The organism is Kitasatospora sp. NPDC004615 (assembly GCF_042873545.1).
Lineage (GTDB): Bacteria > Actinomycetota > Actinomycetes > Streptomycetales > Streptomycetaceae > Kitasatospora.
The window spans coordinates 568,103-582,347 of the sequence record NZ_JBIALQ010000003.1 but is presented as its reverse complement, the minus strand read 5'-3'; the positions used below and the strand labels follow the sequence as shown (position 1 = coordinate 582,347).

Here is a 14,245-nt window from a genome sequence, read left to right as displayed (position 1 = left end):
ATCAGTAGCGACCCATGTGCGGCATGGCCTTCTCCGCCAGCTCGATGATCGCCTGTGCTTTCGGCAGATCTCCCCTGACCTCCTCGGGGGTGACCGGCGGAGCTTCGGCAGATCGGTATTCGCTCTCGTTCCGGCGGACACGCATGCGGCTGAACGGTCGCAGGATGCCTCCGAGTGGTGGGTCCAGCTGCGCCTTCACCGTCTCGTAGACCGCGACATGGCCGCCCCTGCTCGTGGCGCGCAGTCCCTGGTTCACCAGGACCGCCGCAAGCGCCTTGCGCGCAGCGTCGTAGACAAGGCTGTACGCACCGACCGGGTCGACATCGAGGAGCATCCTCGCGGAGGCCAAGTGCTGTCGAGCCTGGGCGAGTTCCGCCTCCGCATGCTCCGTCGAGGCCGGCACCCTCTCGACCTCCTTGCGATGGATCAGGTCGTCAACGACGGTCCGGCCCTGCTCCCAGCGGCTCATTCGCCGTTCTCCTCACGTAGGTGCAAGCGGACCAGCGGTCGCTCACGGACCGAGGTCAGGAAGGGTTCGTCACTCGGCGATGCCCATGCCTCTGGAGCGACACGGTGAACGTTGACCTCCCGGCGCAACTCCCGGGAGGCACGTTCGGCGAGATCGAAGAGTTCGTCCGGATCGGGGCGTCCGACGACCAGGACGTCGACGTCTGCTGGGATCGGTCCGGGCACGCCGCTGTGGCGGGCTGCCCAGGAACCGTAGATGTACGCCTCGTCGATGCCGTCCAGGTCGGCCAGGAGCGCACTCAGGCGAGGCAGCGGCCCATACGTCACCAGCAACAGGTCGCACAGCGGCCGGTACAGAACGGTGTCGGTCCTGGCCGTGATGACTCGGGTTCGTCCGACCCGCTCCTCCGCGAGAATCTCCGACCCGATCAGCCGGTCCACCTCTCGAAGGACAGCTGTGTGCGAGACCCCGAGCTCCCGGGCAAGGCCGGTGAGCGTCCAACTGCGATCCGGGTGCAACAGCACGAGTGCCAGGAGGTCCCCTTGCAACTGGGACCGGAAGAGCGGAAGCAGCGAGGGCGCAGAAATCTTCATCAAGCGCACAATATCATGCGCGTAATGCAGATGTTCCTCGTAAAATACGACTACTTCGCTGGTCAGGCGCCGCTAGGTGAACGAGCCGCCAGCTCAGGTGGTCGTACGTGTAGGCCGCGTGGAACCCCAGCTCCTCGGCCCGCCGCCACACCTTCTGCCCCTCGCTCCACGGGTGGATGGGGAGGATCACCTCTGAACCGGCCCTGACACGTTCGGGTGACGCGGGTCACGGGGAACGTCCAACGCACCTGCGTCCTCTCCCCGTTGACAGGTCGCCAGCTCGAACCGGCCCCGGCGGCTGAGCCGGGGATCGTTCATCCGCGTTCTCCGGGAAGCCACGGCGGGGTTGCCGGGTGTTGGCCCGCCGCTGGGACGCTCACGGCCACATCCAGTCATGCGCGCAGGGAGTGTCATGCGATTCCGAGTTCCTTCCGCGGTACCGCTGTTGGCGGTCGGTGCGGCCCTGGTCAGTGTTGCCGCGACGGCGCCGACCGCGGTGGCCGCGCCCGGCGCGCCGGGGCAGCGTCCGTCGTTCTGCGGGCACGACAACCGGCACACGCCGTTCGCCGGTTACCTGTGCGCGAAGCCCGGGGAGCTGTTGGACGTGCGGATCGGGGACGTCCACCCGACCCAGCCGTCGCTCGGCTACGACGAGGTGTACTACAAGCTCGGCCGGTACACGCTCGGCAAGGACGCGATCAACAAGAAGTTCAGCGACTGGTGCGAGGCGGACGGCCGCATCGAGGCGGTCGCCGCGAAGCCGAACGCCCGGCTGGACGACCCGTCCTCGTTCACCTGCACGCTGCCGGTGGGCGGGGAGACCGCGGACAGCGAGGCCGCGATGAAGACCGTGGTGATCGGCCCGGGCGGCGAGCCGTTCCTGACGGACGGTCACCACACGCTGACGTCCTTCTACGAGACCCCGGACGGCGGCGCGAACCTGCACGTGCGGCTGAAGGTGCTGGCGAACCTGTCCACGCTGACCCAGAAGGACTTCTGGGCGCAGATGCAGGCCAACAAGTGGGTGTACCTGAACGACCCGCAGGGCAACCCGGTGAAGATCAACAAGCTGCCGACCTCGGTCGGGCTGGCCAACTTCCAGGACGACACCTACCGCAGCCTGCTCTACTTCGGCCGCGACATCGGCTACACCCAGAACTCGGTGCCGTTCCAGGAGTTCTACTGGGGCAGCTGGCTCCGCGACACCAAGCCGGTCGACCTGTCCGGCTGGAACCACTCGGACCTGACCAGCTACCTGGCCGCCGTGAAGAGCGCCACCCAGACGATGGCCGCGCTGCCGAAGAGCAGCGTGGTCGACAGCGGCTTCACCGCCGCCGACCTGGGCGCGCTGGCCCAGTGGAACGCCGGAAAGGCCGCCAACAAGGGCGAGTTCGACAAGCTGAGCAAGCCGTACTCGGACGCCAAGCCGGGCAAGCTGGCGTACGCGCTCGAGTACAAGAAGGTCAACGGCCTGGGCTGAGCGACGAAGAGAGGGGGCCGGCGGATGTCCGCCGGCCCCCTGTCCGTGTCGGAAGGCGGTCAGGAGCCGAGCAGGTTCGCCGCCGGGGTCTCGGTGGACTTGCCGGTGGCGGCCTTGGCGACCTGGTCGGCCGTCAGCGCCTTCTTCCAGACCTGGACGCCGGTGACCGAGCCGTTCCAGGCGTCCGACCACTGCGACTTGTAGCGGGCCCGGCCGAGCTCCAGCGGGCCGGTGCCGGCCACGATCGACGGGGCCGCGGTGGTCTGGGCGAGGACGCCGTCCACGTACAGCGAGATGCTCTTGGCCTTGGCGTTGTAGACGCCGGTCAAGGTGGTCCAGTGGCCGGTGGTGGCGGTCGCGGTGGACACCGCCAGCGCGCTCTTGCCGGTCTCGTTGGCGGTCTGCACCTTGAAGACCCAGCGGTTCTTGTTGGCCCCGGCGTCCTCGCGGCCCAGGTAGAAGGAGAAGAACTGCTCGCCGTTCTGCGACAGCGCCGCCTTCGACGCGCTGGCGGCGTCGTTGCGGACCACGGCGGAGACGGTGAAGTCCTTGCTGGTGTCCACGGTGGCGTCGGCGGCCTCGGCGTAGGCGTCGCCGGTGCCGGTGAGTTGCAGCGCCTTGCCGTCGCGGCCGTCGGCGGCGCCGACCTTCGCGGCGCTGCCGAGCTTCAGCCCGGGTACCGAACCGGCGGTGTCCGGGCCGGAGCCGCCCTGGCCGGCGGGGGCCTTCGCGGACTGCTTGGCTTCGGGGGAGGCGACGACACCGGCCTTGGCGGTCCTGGGAGTTGACGGATCGTCGGCACGATCGGTGACGATCACGGCGACGGCGACCATCGCGCCGACCGCCACCAGGCCGGTGGCCAGCGCGGTGATGCGGACGGTCCGCTTGCGGCTGGCCTCCCGTTCGTCGGCCTCCGCCATCGCCCGCCAGTACGCCGCTTCGGCTCCCCCGGCCGCCGGTTCTCTGGTCGCGCCCGCACTGCCCGCCGCCCGCCTGCCCGCCACGTTCTCCCCGATCCGTCCGCTTGCCTGTCCGCCGGAACTCTAGGCGGCCCGGTTCGAACACGCGAACCGGAACGCCGGTCGTCCCTCCGCCCCGAACACCGGAATCGACGCCGGGGCGAAGGGAGTTGACCTGCGGCCGATCAGGCGCGGTGAGCGGGCGGAAGACATGACCGCGCCGGCACCGAGCGGCACCGGAGCGGTGCCGCCGATCAGCAGCGGGGTGCGGTCGCTCGCGCACTTACCCTGCAGGTATACGGGGAGGGGGTATCGTGGTGCGGATGGAGCGGACCGGGCGGGCGACGGACCCGGCCGGGCGGACGGTCGCCCGGTGGGCGGTGCTGTGCGCCCTGCTGCTCGGGCTGTTCCTGATGCACGGAAGCCCGGCAAGCGCCGCCGGGTGCCACCGGGAGACGGCGACCGCGGCGGCCCCGCACCTGGGGGCGCACGTCATGGACGGGGGCGGCCGGGTGGCCGTCCGTGCGCCGGGCGCGCACGAGGGGGCGATGGTCGACTGCGTCTCCACCCCGGCCCGCGACCAGCTGCCGCCGGCCGGCCCGTCCGCCACCGTGCCGTGGACCCACCCGCAGCCGTCCGCGGCCGGACCGCTGCGCGCCGGCGGCGCCGAGGGCGGCCGGGCACCGCCCGACAGTGGGCGGGAACTGCTGATCCGGGTCTGCGTCGCCCGCAGGTGAGAGCGCCACCCGGCCGTACCCGAGAAGGGGCCGCCGGGCGCCGCGTCCTGTCCGCGACCGCGCACCACCGCCGCGCGCGCACCCTGGAGCGAACTCCGATGACCCGAACCACCACGACCACCCGCCGCACCCTGCTCACCGCCGCGGCCGCCGCCGCCCTCGCGCTGACCCTCACCGCCTGCGGCAGCGACGCGATGTCCGGCATGGACCACGGCGCCGCGCCCTCCGCCACCGGGCACGACATGCCGGGCGACATGCCCGGCATGAGCCACGGCCCGGACGGCATGGCGGGCATGCCCGGCATGGCCCACAGCACCGACGGGCTGGCCTCCGAACAGGGCGGCTACCGCCTCGACGGCACCCTGGCCGGCAACGAGTACCGGTTCACCGTGACCGGCCCGGACGGCAAGGTGCTGACCGCGTACGAGCCGGAGCAGACCAAGGAGATGCACTTCTACGCGATCCGCTCCGACCTGTCCGGCTTCCAGCACCTGCACCCGACGCGCTCCGCCGACGGCACCTGGACCGCCCCGCTGGCCGCCCCGCAGCCCGGCGACTGGCGGATGTACGCCTCGTTCGTCCCCGGCGCGGGCAGCGGCAAGAGCACCGGGCTGGTGCTCAGCCGCACCGCGACCGTCGCCGGGCAGTCCACCCCGGAACCGCTGCCCGCCGCCGCCACGACCAGCACCGTCGACGGCTACACCGTCACCGTGGCCGGCGCCCCGAAGGCCGGCGCGGCCGGGGAGTTGACCGTCACCGTCGCCAAGGACGGCAAGCCCGTCACCGACCTGGAGCCCTACCTGGAGACGTACGCGCACCTGACCGCCTTCCACGCCGGCGACCAGGCGTTCGCGCACCTCCACCCGGAGACCGAGGTCACGGCCCAGGGCGGCGGCCCGACCCTGTCCTTCCACGCCGAGCTGCCGAAGCCCGGCGACTGGCGGCTGTTCCTGCAGTTCCAGACTGGCGGCACCCTGCACACCGCGGCGCTCACCCTGAACGTCGCCGCCTGACCGCCCCGGACCCGCCCCACCGGGGCGGGTCCGCTTCCCGCACAAGTGCGCGAAGATGGACGGATGACCGCCTCCCCGCGCCCCCGCCTGATCGCCACCGACCTCGACGGCACCCTGCTGTGCCCCGGCGGAACGGTCTCCGCCCGGACGGCGGCCGCGCTGGCCGCCGCCGAGGCCGCCGGCGTGCAGGTGGTGTTCGTCACCGGCCGCCCGCCGCGCTGGATGCGCCACCTCGGCCCGCACATCGGCGGCCACGGCGTGGCGATCTGCTCCAACGGCGGCGCGGTGGTCGACGTCCGGCGCGGCGAACTGCTGGAGACCTGCCCGCTGAACCGCGCCGACACGCTCACCGTCGTCGACCGGCTGCGCGCCGAACTCCCCGGCACCGCCTTCGCGTTCGAGTTTCCGGACGGCTTCGCCCGGGAGGCCGAGTACACCGTCTTCTTCGGCGAGTCCGACAACGACCACCCGGTCGGCCCGGCCGCCGAACTCCTCGCCTCCGGCCGCGTCGACGGCCTGTTCAAGCTGCTCGGCAAGCACCCCGACCTCTCCCCCGACGAGTTCCTCGACCGCGCCCGCACCATCGTCGGCCCGCTCGCCGAGGTCACCCGCTCCAGCCCCATCCCGCTGATCGAAATCAGCGCCCCCGGCGTCACCAAGGCCAGCAGCCTCGCCCGCTGGTGCGCCCAGCACGACATCGACGCCACCGAGGTCATCGCCTTCGGCGACATGCCCAACGACCTCGAAATGCTCGCCTGGGCCGGCCAGTCCTACGCCGTCGCCAACGCCCACCCCCTGGTCCTCGCCTCCGTCACCCGCCACACCGTGAGCAACGACCAGGACGGCGTCGCCGCAGTCATCGAAACCCTGCTCTGACGCCACGTCACCACCGGGTTCAGAGCCGGGCCGTCCAGCGGACTCGGGTGCCCTTGGAGTGGGGGCCGGGTTCGTGCCAGGCGTCGCCGCCGAGGGCCTCGGCCCGGCGGGTGAGGTTGCGGAGGCCGGAGCGGCGGCCGCCGTCGGGGATGCCGATGCCGTCGTCGGTGACGGTGAGGAGGATGCCGGGGAGGCCGGGGCTGTCGGGGGCGACGGGGCGGCCGTCGGGGCCGAGGTGGACGGTGGCGTCGAGTTCGACGGCGACCCGGGAGGCGCGGGCGTGGCGGGCGGTGTTGGAGAGCATCTCCCGCAGGGCGGCGAGGAGTTGGCGGGAGGCCTGGTCGCCGACCAGGCTCTCCACGGGGCCGGTGAAGGTGATGCTGGGCCGGAAGCCGAGTGCCGCCGCGGCCTGGCTGCCCTCGCGCAGGACGCGGGTGCGCAGGGTGTCGGGTTCGTCGTCGGTGTCGCCGTGCTGGAGGGCGTAGATGGTGGTGCGGACTTCCTGGATGGTGGCGTCGAGTTCGTCGACGGCCTTTCCGATGCGTTCCTGGACCTCGGGGACGACGGCCCGGCGGGCGGCGGTCTCCAGCATCATGCCGGTGGCGAACAGCCGTTGGATGACGAGGTCGTGCAGGTCTCGGGCGATCCGGTCGCGGTCCTGGAACACGGCCAGGCGCTGCTGGTTGAGCTGGTACTCGGCGAGCCGCAGGGCCAGCGCGGCCTGCGAGGCGAAAGTCTGGGCGAGTTTCCGTTCGGTGCGGGTGAACGGCGCGGCGCCGGCTCCGCGCCACACGCAGAGCGCGCCCAGGACCCGCCGGGAGGACACCATCGGCACCGCCATGGAGGGGCCGAACTCCCTTGCCAGACGGTCGAACTGACTGTCCGAAGCCACCTCGGGAGCGACTGTCGGATCGTCCAGGTGGACGGCTTCGCCGGACAGCAGGCGGGGAGTCAGGCCGTGCTCGGGGAGCAGTTCGCCGGCCAGGTAGCCGGCCCGTTCCCCGGAGGCGTACGCGACCCGCATCCGGCCCTCGCCGGCGGGCAGCAGGACCATGCCGAGCGCGCCTTCGGCGAGTTCGCGGACCTGTTCGGCGGCGACGGTCAGAGCGATCCGGGCCTCGTCGGTGGACAGCAGTGAGGTGGTGACGGCCGCTGCGGCGGTGATCCAGCGTTCGCGGCGCCGCCCTTCCTCGTAGAGCCGGGAGTTCTCGATCGCGACGCCCGCGGCGGCGGCCAGCGCCAGCACCACCTGCTCGTCCTCGGGGGTGAACGAGCCGCCGCCGTGCTTCTCGGTCAGGTAGAGGTTGCCGAACACTTCGCCGCGGACCCGGATCGGCACGCCCAGGAAGGACACCATCGGCGGGTGTTCGGGCGGGAATCCGACCGAGCGCGGGTCGGTGGTCAGGTCGGTCAGCCGCAGCGGCCGGGGGTCGTCGATCAGGGCGCCGAGGATGCCGCGCCCGGCGGGCAGCCGGCCGATCCGCCGGGCGGTTTCGTCGTCGACGCCGACGTGGATGAAGTCCAGCAGGCCGCCGCCGTGCGGGTTGACCACGCCGAGCGCGGCGTACCGGGCGTCGACGAGTTCGGCGGCGCCGGAGGCGATCCGTTGCAAGGTGGTGTGCGGGTCGAGGTTGGCCCCGACCGAGACCACGGCCTCCAGCAGGCGCTGCATCCGGTCGGCCACGGCGGCGGCGGACTGGAGCCGTTCCGAGACCTCGGTGACCAGGGTGTCCAGCCCGAGCGAGGAGATCTCGGGAATTCGCGGTGGGCCGTTCTCGGCGGCCGGCTGATCCATGCCACCAGTGTGCATTCCGGGCGAAGCGGGACGGATCAGACGGCCACCCGGCGCGCCTCGCCGTCCCGTTCGCGGGCCAGCATCGCGGCCAGCCGCCCGTCGGGACGGTCCGCCAGCGCCGACCAGCGGCCGCGTTCCACCACCCGGCCGTCGTCCAGCACCAGCACCTCGTCCACGGTGTCGTCGTCGAGGCCGGCGAGCCGGTGGGTGATCAGCAGGGTGGTGCGGCCCGCGGTGGCGGCGAGCAGGTCGGCGGTGAGCGCGTCGGCGGTCGCCACGTCGAGGTGTTCGGCGGGCTCGTCGAGGATCAGCACGGGGAAGTCGGCGAGCAGCGCGCGGGCCAGGGCGAGGCGCTGGCGCTGGCCGCCGGAGAGCCGGGCGCCGTGTTCGCCGACCATGGTGTCGAGGCCGTCGGGCAGGCCGTCCACCCAGTCCAGCAGGCGGGCCCGGGCGAGTGCGGCGCGCAGCCGCGTCTCGTCGGCGTCGGGGCGGGCGAGGCGCAGGTTCTCCCGCACCGAGCTGTCGAAGACGTGCGCGTCCTGTGCGCACAGGCCGATCACCCGGCGGACGTCCTCGCCGGTCAGTTCGCGGGTGTCCACGGTGCCGGCGAATCGGACGGAGCCGCCGGACGGTTCGACGAACCGCAGCAGCACGTGCGCGAGCGTGGTCTTGCCGGAGCCGGACGGGCCGACCACCACGACCCGGCGGCCGGGCCGCAGTTCCAGGTCGATGCCGCGCAGCGCGTCGCGCGGGGCGCCGGGCCACCTGGCGGTCAAGTCGCTGACGAGGATGGGTAGTTGTTCGGCGGGCAGGGGCTTCGGCGCGGCGGGTTCGGTGACCGGCAGGGGCGAGGCCAGTACCTCGGCGAGGCGTTCCCGGGAGGCCCGGGCGCGCTCGCGGAACCGCACCGCGGTGGGCATCCCGGCGACGGCCTCGAACGCGGCGAGCGGCGTCAGCACCACGACGGCCAGGCAGACGCCGGGCAGCGCGCCGGAGGCGACGCCGCGCACGCCGACCGCGGCGGCGGCCACCACCGTCAGTCCGGACACCAGCGCCACCAGGCCCGCGGAGAGCGCCCCGGAGGCGGCGGAGCGCCCGGCCAGCCGGGTCAGCGCGGCGTCGGCGCCGCGGGTGGCGCGCAGCCGGTCCGGGAGGGCACCGGCGACGGTCAGTTCGGCGGTGCCGGTCAGGGTGTCCAGCACGGCGGTCGCCAACTCGCCCTTGGCGGGGGCGTGCCGGCGTTCGGTGCGGCCGGAGATCCGGCGCTCCAGCGCGGGGACGGCGGCCCCGGCGAGCAGCAGGCCGAGGGCGAGCACCAGGCCGGCCAGCGGCAGGAAGGCGGCGAGCGCGGCGGAGGCGCCCAGCGACACCACGACGGCGATCGCGGCGGGCAGCCGCCAGCGCAGGTGGTGGTCCTGCACCGCGTCCACGTCGGCGACCAGCCGGGACAGCAGGTCGCCGCGCCGGAACTGCGGGAGCCCGGCGGGGGCGAGCTGCTCCAGGCGCCGGTAGACGGCGGTGCGGATGCCGCCGAGGGCCTTCAGCACGGCGTCGTGCGAGACCAGCCGCTCGGCGTAGCGGAACACGCTGCGGCCGATGCCGAACGCCCGGACCGAGGTGACGGCGACCATCAGGTACAGCACGGGCGGCATCTGCGAGGCGCGGGAGATCAGCCAGCCGGAGGTGCCCATCAGCGCGACGGCGCAGCCGAGGGCGAGCGAGCCCAGCAGCACGGCGAGCCACAGCCCGGGGACCCGGGAGGACGGTTCGGCGGCGTCCACCGCCTCGTCCCGGTAGGCGGGCCGGGGCGCAACCTCGACAGCGGGCTCGGCGACGACCGGAGCGGCGACCGGAACGGGAGCACCCGGCAGCCGCACGTGGTGGTCGGCGAGCGCGATCAGCGCGGGCCGGTGGGTGATCAGCAGCACCGTACGGCGTAGCGAGCCGAGGGTCTCCAGCAGTGCGGCCTCGGTGACGGGGTCGAGGTGGGCGGTGGGTTCGTCGAGCACCAGCAGCGGCCGGTCGGCGAGCAGTGCGCGGGCCAGGGCGAGGCGTTGGCGCTGGCCGGCGGAGAGGCCGTGGCCGTTCTCGGCGAGCGGGGTGTCGGGGTCGGCGAAGTCGACCCGGGCGGCGGCGAGCGCGGCGCGCAGCTGCGGCTCGGTGGCGTCGGGGCGGGCGAGGCGGACGTTCTCGGCGACGGTGCCGGCGAACAGGTGGGGGTGCTGCGGGACCCAGGCGAGTTGGGCGTGCCAGCTCGCCAGGTCGGTGTCGGCGAGCGGCTGGTCGCCGATCAGGATCCGTCCGGCGTCCGGGCGGACGAAGCCGAGCAGGGCGCCCACCAGGGTGGTCTTGCCGGCGCCGCTGGGCCCGGTGAGCACTGTGGTGCGTCCGGCCGGTACCACCAGCGAGACCTCGTGCAGGGCGTCCTGGGTGCGGCCGTCGTGCCGGACGGTGAGTCCTTCGATCCGGATGTCGGCGCCGGCGACCTGGGGGGCGGGGCGGCGGCCGGGCTGGGGCAGCGGGGTCTCCAGCACCTCGAAGATCTTCCCGGCGGCGGCCAGGCCCTCGGCGCTGGAGTGGTAGAGCGCGCCGACCTGGCGCAGCGGCAGGTAGACCTCGGGGGCGAGGACCAGCACCAGCAGGCCGGTCTCCAGGTCGAGGGTGCCGTTGACGAGCCGGAAGCCGATGGAGACGGCGACCAGAGCGACGGAGAGGGTGGAGAGCAGTTCCAGCGCGAAGGAGGAGACGAAGGCGAGGCGCAGGGTGCGCAGGGTGGCGCGGCGGTAGTCCTCGGTGATCCGGCCGATCGCGGTGGCCTGGGCCTTGGCCCGACCGAAGACCTTGAGGGTGGGGAGTCCGGCGACCACGTCGAGGAAGTGGTGGGAGAGCCGGGACAGGCCAGCGAACTGGCGGTCGGTGCGGGCCTGGGTGGCGTAGCCGATGAGGATCATGAAGAGCGGGATCAGCGGCAGTGTCACGCAGATGATCGCGGCGGATTCCCAGTCGGCGCCGAGGATCCGGGTCAGGACGACCAGTGGGACGACGACGGCGAGGGCCAGTTGCGGCAGGTAGCGGGCGAAGTAGTCGTCGAGGGCGTCGACGCCGCGGGTGGCGAGGGTGGCGAGGTCGCCGGTGCGGCGTCCGGTCAGGTAGCCGGGGCCGAGTGCGGTGGCGTGGTCGAGCAGGCGGCGGCGCAGGGTGGACTTGACGGTGGCGACGGAGCGGTGGGCGGTGAGTTCGGTCAGCCAGGCGACCAGTGCCCGGCCGAGGGTGACGGCGGCGAGGCCGAGCAGCGGCCCCCACAGCGGGGACTGGCCGTGCTGGAAGGAGCGGACCACCAGGTCGGCGATCAGCGCGGCCTGGGCGACCAGCAGGGCCGCGCCCACCCCGCCGAGCAGTACGGAGCCGGCGAGGAAGGCGCGGGTGGTGCGGGCGTAGGCCAGCAGCCGGGGGTCGATCGGACGCATCCGCTGCTGGCGTTCCATCAGGGGTGTGCTCCTCAGTGGTGGGCGGCGGCGGGGATGTGCTGGACGCCGATCCGGCGGCGGAACACCCAGTACGTCCAGCCCTGGTAGAGCAGCACCAGCGGGGTGAAGATCACCGCGACGACGGTCATCACCTTGAGCGTGTAGGGCGAGGACGAGGAGTTGGTGACGGTCAGCGACCAGGCCTCGTTGAGGGTGGACGGCATCACGTCGGGGAACAGCGACAGGAACAGCATGCCGACGGCGGCGGTGATGGTCAGGCCGCTGAAGCCGAACGACCAGCCCTCGCGGCCGACCTGGTTGGCGCCGAGGGCGGCGACCAGGGCGAGCACGGCGACGATCAGCGCCGCCAAGCTCCAGCCGTTGCCGGTGTGGACCTGGGTCCAGATCAGGAAGGCCGCCGCGAGCACCGCGGTGATCAGGCCGTACACGGTGGCCTGGACGCGGGCCCGGTGCCGGATCTCGCCGCTGGTCTTCAGTGCGGCGAACACCGCGCCGTGGAAGGTGAACAGCACCAGGGTGGTGAGGCCGCCGAGCAGCGCGTACGGGTTGAGCAGGTCCCAGAAGGTGCCGACGTAGTTCTTGTCCTGGTCGATGGCGACGCCGCGCACGATGTTGGCGAAGGCGACGCCCCACAGGAAGGACGGCAGCAGGGAGGTCCAGAAGATGGCGAGTTCCCAGTTGCGCTGCCAGCGTTCGCTCTCGCGCTGGTGCCGGTACTCGAAGGAGACGCCGCGGACGATCAGGCAGACCAGGATGATCAGCAGCGGGATGAAGAAGCCGCTGAACAGGGTGGCGTACCAGTCGGGGAAGGCCGCGAAGGTGGCGCCGCCGGCGGTGAGCAGCCACACCTCGTTGCCGTCCCAGACCGGGCCGATGGTGTTGATCAGGACGCGGCGTTCGGCGGTGTTGCGGGCCAGCAGCCGGGTGAGGATGCCGATGCCGAAGTCGAACCCCTCGAGGAAGAAGTAGCCGATCCACAGGACGGCGATCAGGATGAACCAGAAGTCGTGCAGCTGCATGTGATCCGTCCTCAGTACGCGAAGGCGAGCGGCTGGTCGGAGTCCTCGTCCGAGGGGCCGCGCAGGGTCGGGTCCTTGGCGGGCGGCTTCTCGTCCGTGTTGGGGCCGGCGGCGGCGTACTTGGCAAGCAGCTTGACCTCGATCACGGCGAGGATCGCGTACAGCACGGTCAGCGTGGTGAGGCCGAGCACCTGGGTGCCGACGCTGACGTTGGGGGAGACCGCGTCGCGGGTGAACATCAGGCCGAACACCACCCAGGGCTGGCGGCCCATCTCGGTGAAGATCCAGCCGAAGCTGTTGGCGATCAGCGGGAAGCCCATGGTGAGGATGCCGATCCGCCAGCTCCACCGGGTGAAGAAGACGTTCATCTCCCGGTTCTTGGTGAGCATCAGCTTCGGCGGCTCGTCCTCGCCGGTGCGGTGCTCGGGGGCCAGCCAGAACTTGCGGCGGGTGGTCCACAGGCCGATCAGCGCGGCGACGAAGGACGTCATGCCGAAGCCGATCATCAGCCGGAATCCCCAGTAGGTGACGAAGATGTTGGGGATGTAGTCGGTCGGGTTCCCGCCGTGCTGGGCGGCTTCGGCGGCGGCGATGTCGTTGATGCCGGGGACTTCGGACGAGAAGTCGTTGTGGGCGAGGAAGGACAGTATTCCGGGGATCTCCAGGGCGACCGAGTTGTGGCCCTTGGAGACGTCGCCGACGGCGAACACCGAGAACGGGGCGGGGGCCTGGGTGTCCCAGAGCGCTTCGGCGGCGGCCATCTTCATCGGCTGCTGCTCGAACATCACCTTGCCGAGTGTGTCGCCGCTGATCGCGGTGCCGAGGCCGGCCACCGCGGCGAGCACCAGGCCGACGCGCAGCGAGGTGCGCATCGAGGCGGTCTTGCGCTTGTCGGTCTCCTTGCCCCGCTTGGCGCGCCACAGGTGGTAGCTGGCGATGCCGACCACGAAGGCGGCGCCGGTGAGGAAGGCGGCGGTGAGGGTGTGGAAGACCTGGACCAGGGTGGTGTTCTGGGTCAGCACCCGGACGATGTCGGTGAGCTGGGCCTTGCCGGTGACGGGGTCGATCCGGTAGCCGACCGGGTGCTGCATCCAGGAGTTGGCGGCCAGGATGAAGTACGCGGACAGCGCGGTGCCGATCGCGACCATCCAGATGCAGGCGAGGTGGATCTTCTTCGGCAGCTTGTCCCAGCCGAAGATCCACAGTCCGATGAAGGTGGACTCGAAGAAGAACGCGATCAGCGCTTCCATCGCCAGCGGGGCGCCGAACACGTCGCCGACGAAGCGGGAGTAGTCGGACCAGTTCATGCCGAACTGGAACTCCTGGACGATGCCGGTGACCACGCCCATGGCGATGTTGATCAGGAAGAGCTTGCCCCAGAACTTGGTGGCGTGGAAGTACTTCTCCTTGCCCGTGCGCACCCATGCGGTCTGCAGTCCGGCCACGATCGAGGCCAGGCTGATCGTCAGCGGGACGAAGAGGAAGTGATAGACGGTGGTGATGCCGAACTGCCATCGCGAGATGGTCTCGTGAGCGACTGCTAGGTCCACTGCGCCCTCTCTCACAGGATGTGCAAACCGAACAAAAAAGGCACATCTAGCACGGTAACGCGCTGAACCTGCCCAAGCTTGTCCGCTTGTGAACGTGAACACGTTCACAAGAGCAGTATCCATGATGCTTATCAGTGCATTCGCACGGGGGGGGTGTTCTCCGACAACTCAAATGATCTGCCGCCGGTTCGGCCGCCCACAAGCCGGAGCGGGGCGCCGACGCTGTACCGAACGGCGCTTGACACCGACCTCACTGACGTTACCTC

General features: G+C 71.7%; 11 protein-coding genes and 1 pseudogene. 4 read left to right on the top strand and 8 right to left on the bottom strand.

Features of this window, described 5'->3' with window-relative positions; all coding sequences use genetic code 11:
* Position 1: 1 nt before the first annotated feature.
* From ACFYS8_RS13975 to ACFYS8_RS13965, 3 genes and pseudogenes are all read right to left on the bottom strand, one after another.
* A complete protein-coding gene (locus ACFYS8_RS13975) occupies positions 2 to 469 on the bottom strand; it encodes a HEPN domain-containing protein (protein WP_387640271.1) in 468 nt (155 codons plus the stop codon).
* Positions 466 to 1,062 carry an ArsR family transcriptional regulator gene (locus ACFYS8_RS13970; protein ID WP_387640268.1) on the bottom strand — a complete coding sequence of 199 codons (597 nt, stop codon included), beginning with the start codon at positions 1,060 to 1,062 and terminating at the stop codon, positions 466 to 468. The genes ACFYS8_RS13975 and ACFYS8_RS13970 overlap by 4 nt, the downstream gene beginning before the upstream one ends.
* A gap of 85 nt (positions 1,063 to 1,147) precedes the next feature.
* Positions 1,148 to 1,252, bottom strand: a pseudogene (locus tag ACFYS8_RS13965) (LLM class flavin-dependent oxidoreductase); the annotation flags it as partial.
* A gap of 222 nt (positions 1,253 to 1,474) precedes the next feature.
* Here ACFYS8_RS13965 and ACFYS8_RS13960 point away from each other — a divergent pair.
* Positions 1,475 to 2,542: a ParB-like protein gene (locus ACFYS8_RS13960; RefSeq protein WP_387640265.1), complete on the top strand. Its 1,068-nt coding sequence runs from the start codon at positions 1,475 to 1,477 to the stop codon at positions 2,540 to 2,542.
* Positions 2,543 to 2,601: 59 nt separating this feature from the next.
* Here ACFYS8_RS13960 and ACFYS8_RS13955 read toward each other — a convergent pair whose 3' ends face one another.
* Positions 2,602 to 3,546, bottom strand: a complete 945-nt coding sequence (locus ACFYS8_RS13955; RefSeq protein WP_387640263.1) for a LamG domain-containing protein — start codon at positions 3,544 to 3,546, stop codon at positions 2,602 to 2,604.
* Between the two features lie 278 nt (positions 3,547 to 3,824).
* Here ACFYS8_RS13955 and ACFYS8_RS13950 point away from each other — a divergent pair, with 278 nt between their 5' ends.
* From ACFYS8_RS13950 to ACFYS8_RS13940, 3 genes are all read left to right on the top strand, one after another.
* Positions 3,825 to 4,238 carry a hypothetical protein gene (locus ACFYS8_RS13950; RefSeq protein ID WP_387640260.1) on the top strand — a complete coding sequence of 138 codons (414 nt, stop codon included), beginning with the start codon at positions 3,825 to 3,827 and terminating at the stop codon, positions 4,236 to 4,238.
* A 98-nt stretch (positions 4,239 to 4,336) separates the two neighbouring features.
* Positions 4,337 to 5,251: a hypothetical protein gene (locus tag ACFYS8_RS13945; protein WP_387640257.1), complete on the top strand. Its 915-nt coding sequence runs from the start codon at positions 4,337 to 4,339 to the stop codon at positions 5,249 to 5,251.
* Between the two features lie 63 nt (positions 5,252 to 5,314).
* Complete coding sequence (locus ACFYS8_RS13940; protein ID WP_387640254.1) at positions 5,315 to 6,127, top strand: HAD family hydrolase; 813 nt, start codon at positions 5,315 to 5,317, stop codon at positions 6,125 to 6,127.
* A 19-nt stretch (positions 6,128 to 6,146) separates the two neighbouring features.
* Here ACFYS8_RS13940 and ACFYS8_RS13935 read toward each other — a convergent pair whose 3' ends face one another.
* From ACFYS8_RS13935 to ACFYS8_RS13920, 4 genes are read right to left on the bottom strand one after another with little or no spacing between them, the layout of a single operon-like run.
* Positions 6,147 to 7,922: a GAF domain-containing sensor histidine kinase gene (locus ACFYS8_RS13935; protein WP_387640251.1), complete on the bottom strand. Its 1,776-nt coding sequence runs from the start codon at positions 7,920 to 7,922 to the stop codon at positions 6,147 to 6,149.
* A 35-nt stretch (positions 7,923 to 7,957) separates the two neighbouring features.
* On the bottom strand, positions 7,958 to 11,389 hold the full coding sequence (gene cydD / locus ACFYS8_RS13930; RefSeq protein ID WP_387640724.1) for a thiol reductant ABC exporter subunit CydD: 3,432 nt from the start codon (positions 11,387 to 11,389) through the stop codon (positions 7,958 to 7,960).
* Between the two features lie 32 nt (positions 11,390 to 11,421).
* Positions 11,422 to 12,429: a cytochrome d ubiquinol oxidase subunit II gene (cydB, locus tag ACFYS8_RS13925; protein ID WP_387640249.1), complete on the bottom strand. Its 1,008-nt coding sequence runs from the start codon at positions 12,427 to 12,429 to the stop codon at positions 11,422 to 11,424.
* A gap of 11 nt (positions 12,430 to 12,440) precedes the next feature.
* Entirely contained in the window at positions 12,441 to 13,979 is a 1,539-nt protein-coding gene (locus ACFYS8_RS13920) for a cytochrome ubiquinol oxidase subunit I (protein ID WP_387640247.1), read from the bottom strand.
* Positions 13,980 to 14,245: the final 266 nt, after the last annotated feature.

Coding starts and splice junctions, on each gene's coding strand:
- ACFYS8_RS13975 (WP_387640271.1), bottom strand. CDS start 469: ATGAGCCGCTGGGAGCAGGGCCGGACCGTCGTTGACGACCTGATCCAT.
- ACFYS8_RS13970 (WP_387640268.1), bottom strand. CDS start 1,062: ATGAAGATTTCTGCGCCCTCGCTGCTTCCGCTCTTCCGGTCCCAGTTG.
- ACFYS8_RS13960 (WP_387640265.1), top strand. CDS start 1,475: ATGCGATTCCGAGTTCCTTCCGCGGTACCGCTGTTGGCGGTCGGTGCG.
- ACFYS8_RS13950 (WP_387640260.1), top strand. CDS start 3,825: ATGGAGCGGACCGGGCGGGCGACGGACCCGGCCGGGCGGACGGTCGCC.
- ACFYS8_RS13945 (WP_387640257.1), top strand. CDS start 4,337: ATGACCCGAACCACCACGACCACCCGCCGCACCCTGCTCACCGCCGCG.
- ACFYS8_RS13940 (WP_387640254.1), top strand. CDS start 5,315: ATGACCGCCTCCCCGCGCCCCCGCCTGATCGCCACCGACCTCGACGGC.
- ACFYS8_RS13935 (WP_387640251.1), bottom strand. CDS start 7,922: ATGGATCAGCCGGCCGCCGAGAACGGCCCACCGCGAATTCCCGAGATC.
- cydD (WP_387640724.1), bottom strand. CDS start 11,389: ATGCGTCCGATCGACCCCCGGCTGCTGGCCTACGCCCGCACCACCCGC.
- cydB (WP_387640249.1), bottom strand. CDS start 12,429: ATGCAGCTGCACGACTTCTGGTTCATCCTGATCGCCGTCCTGTGGATC.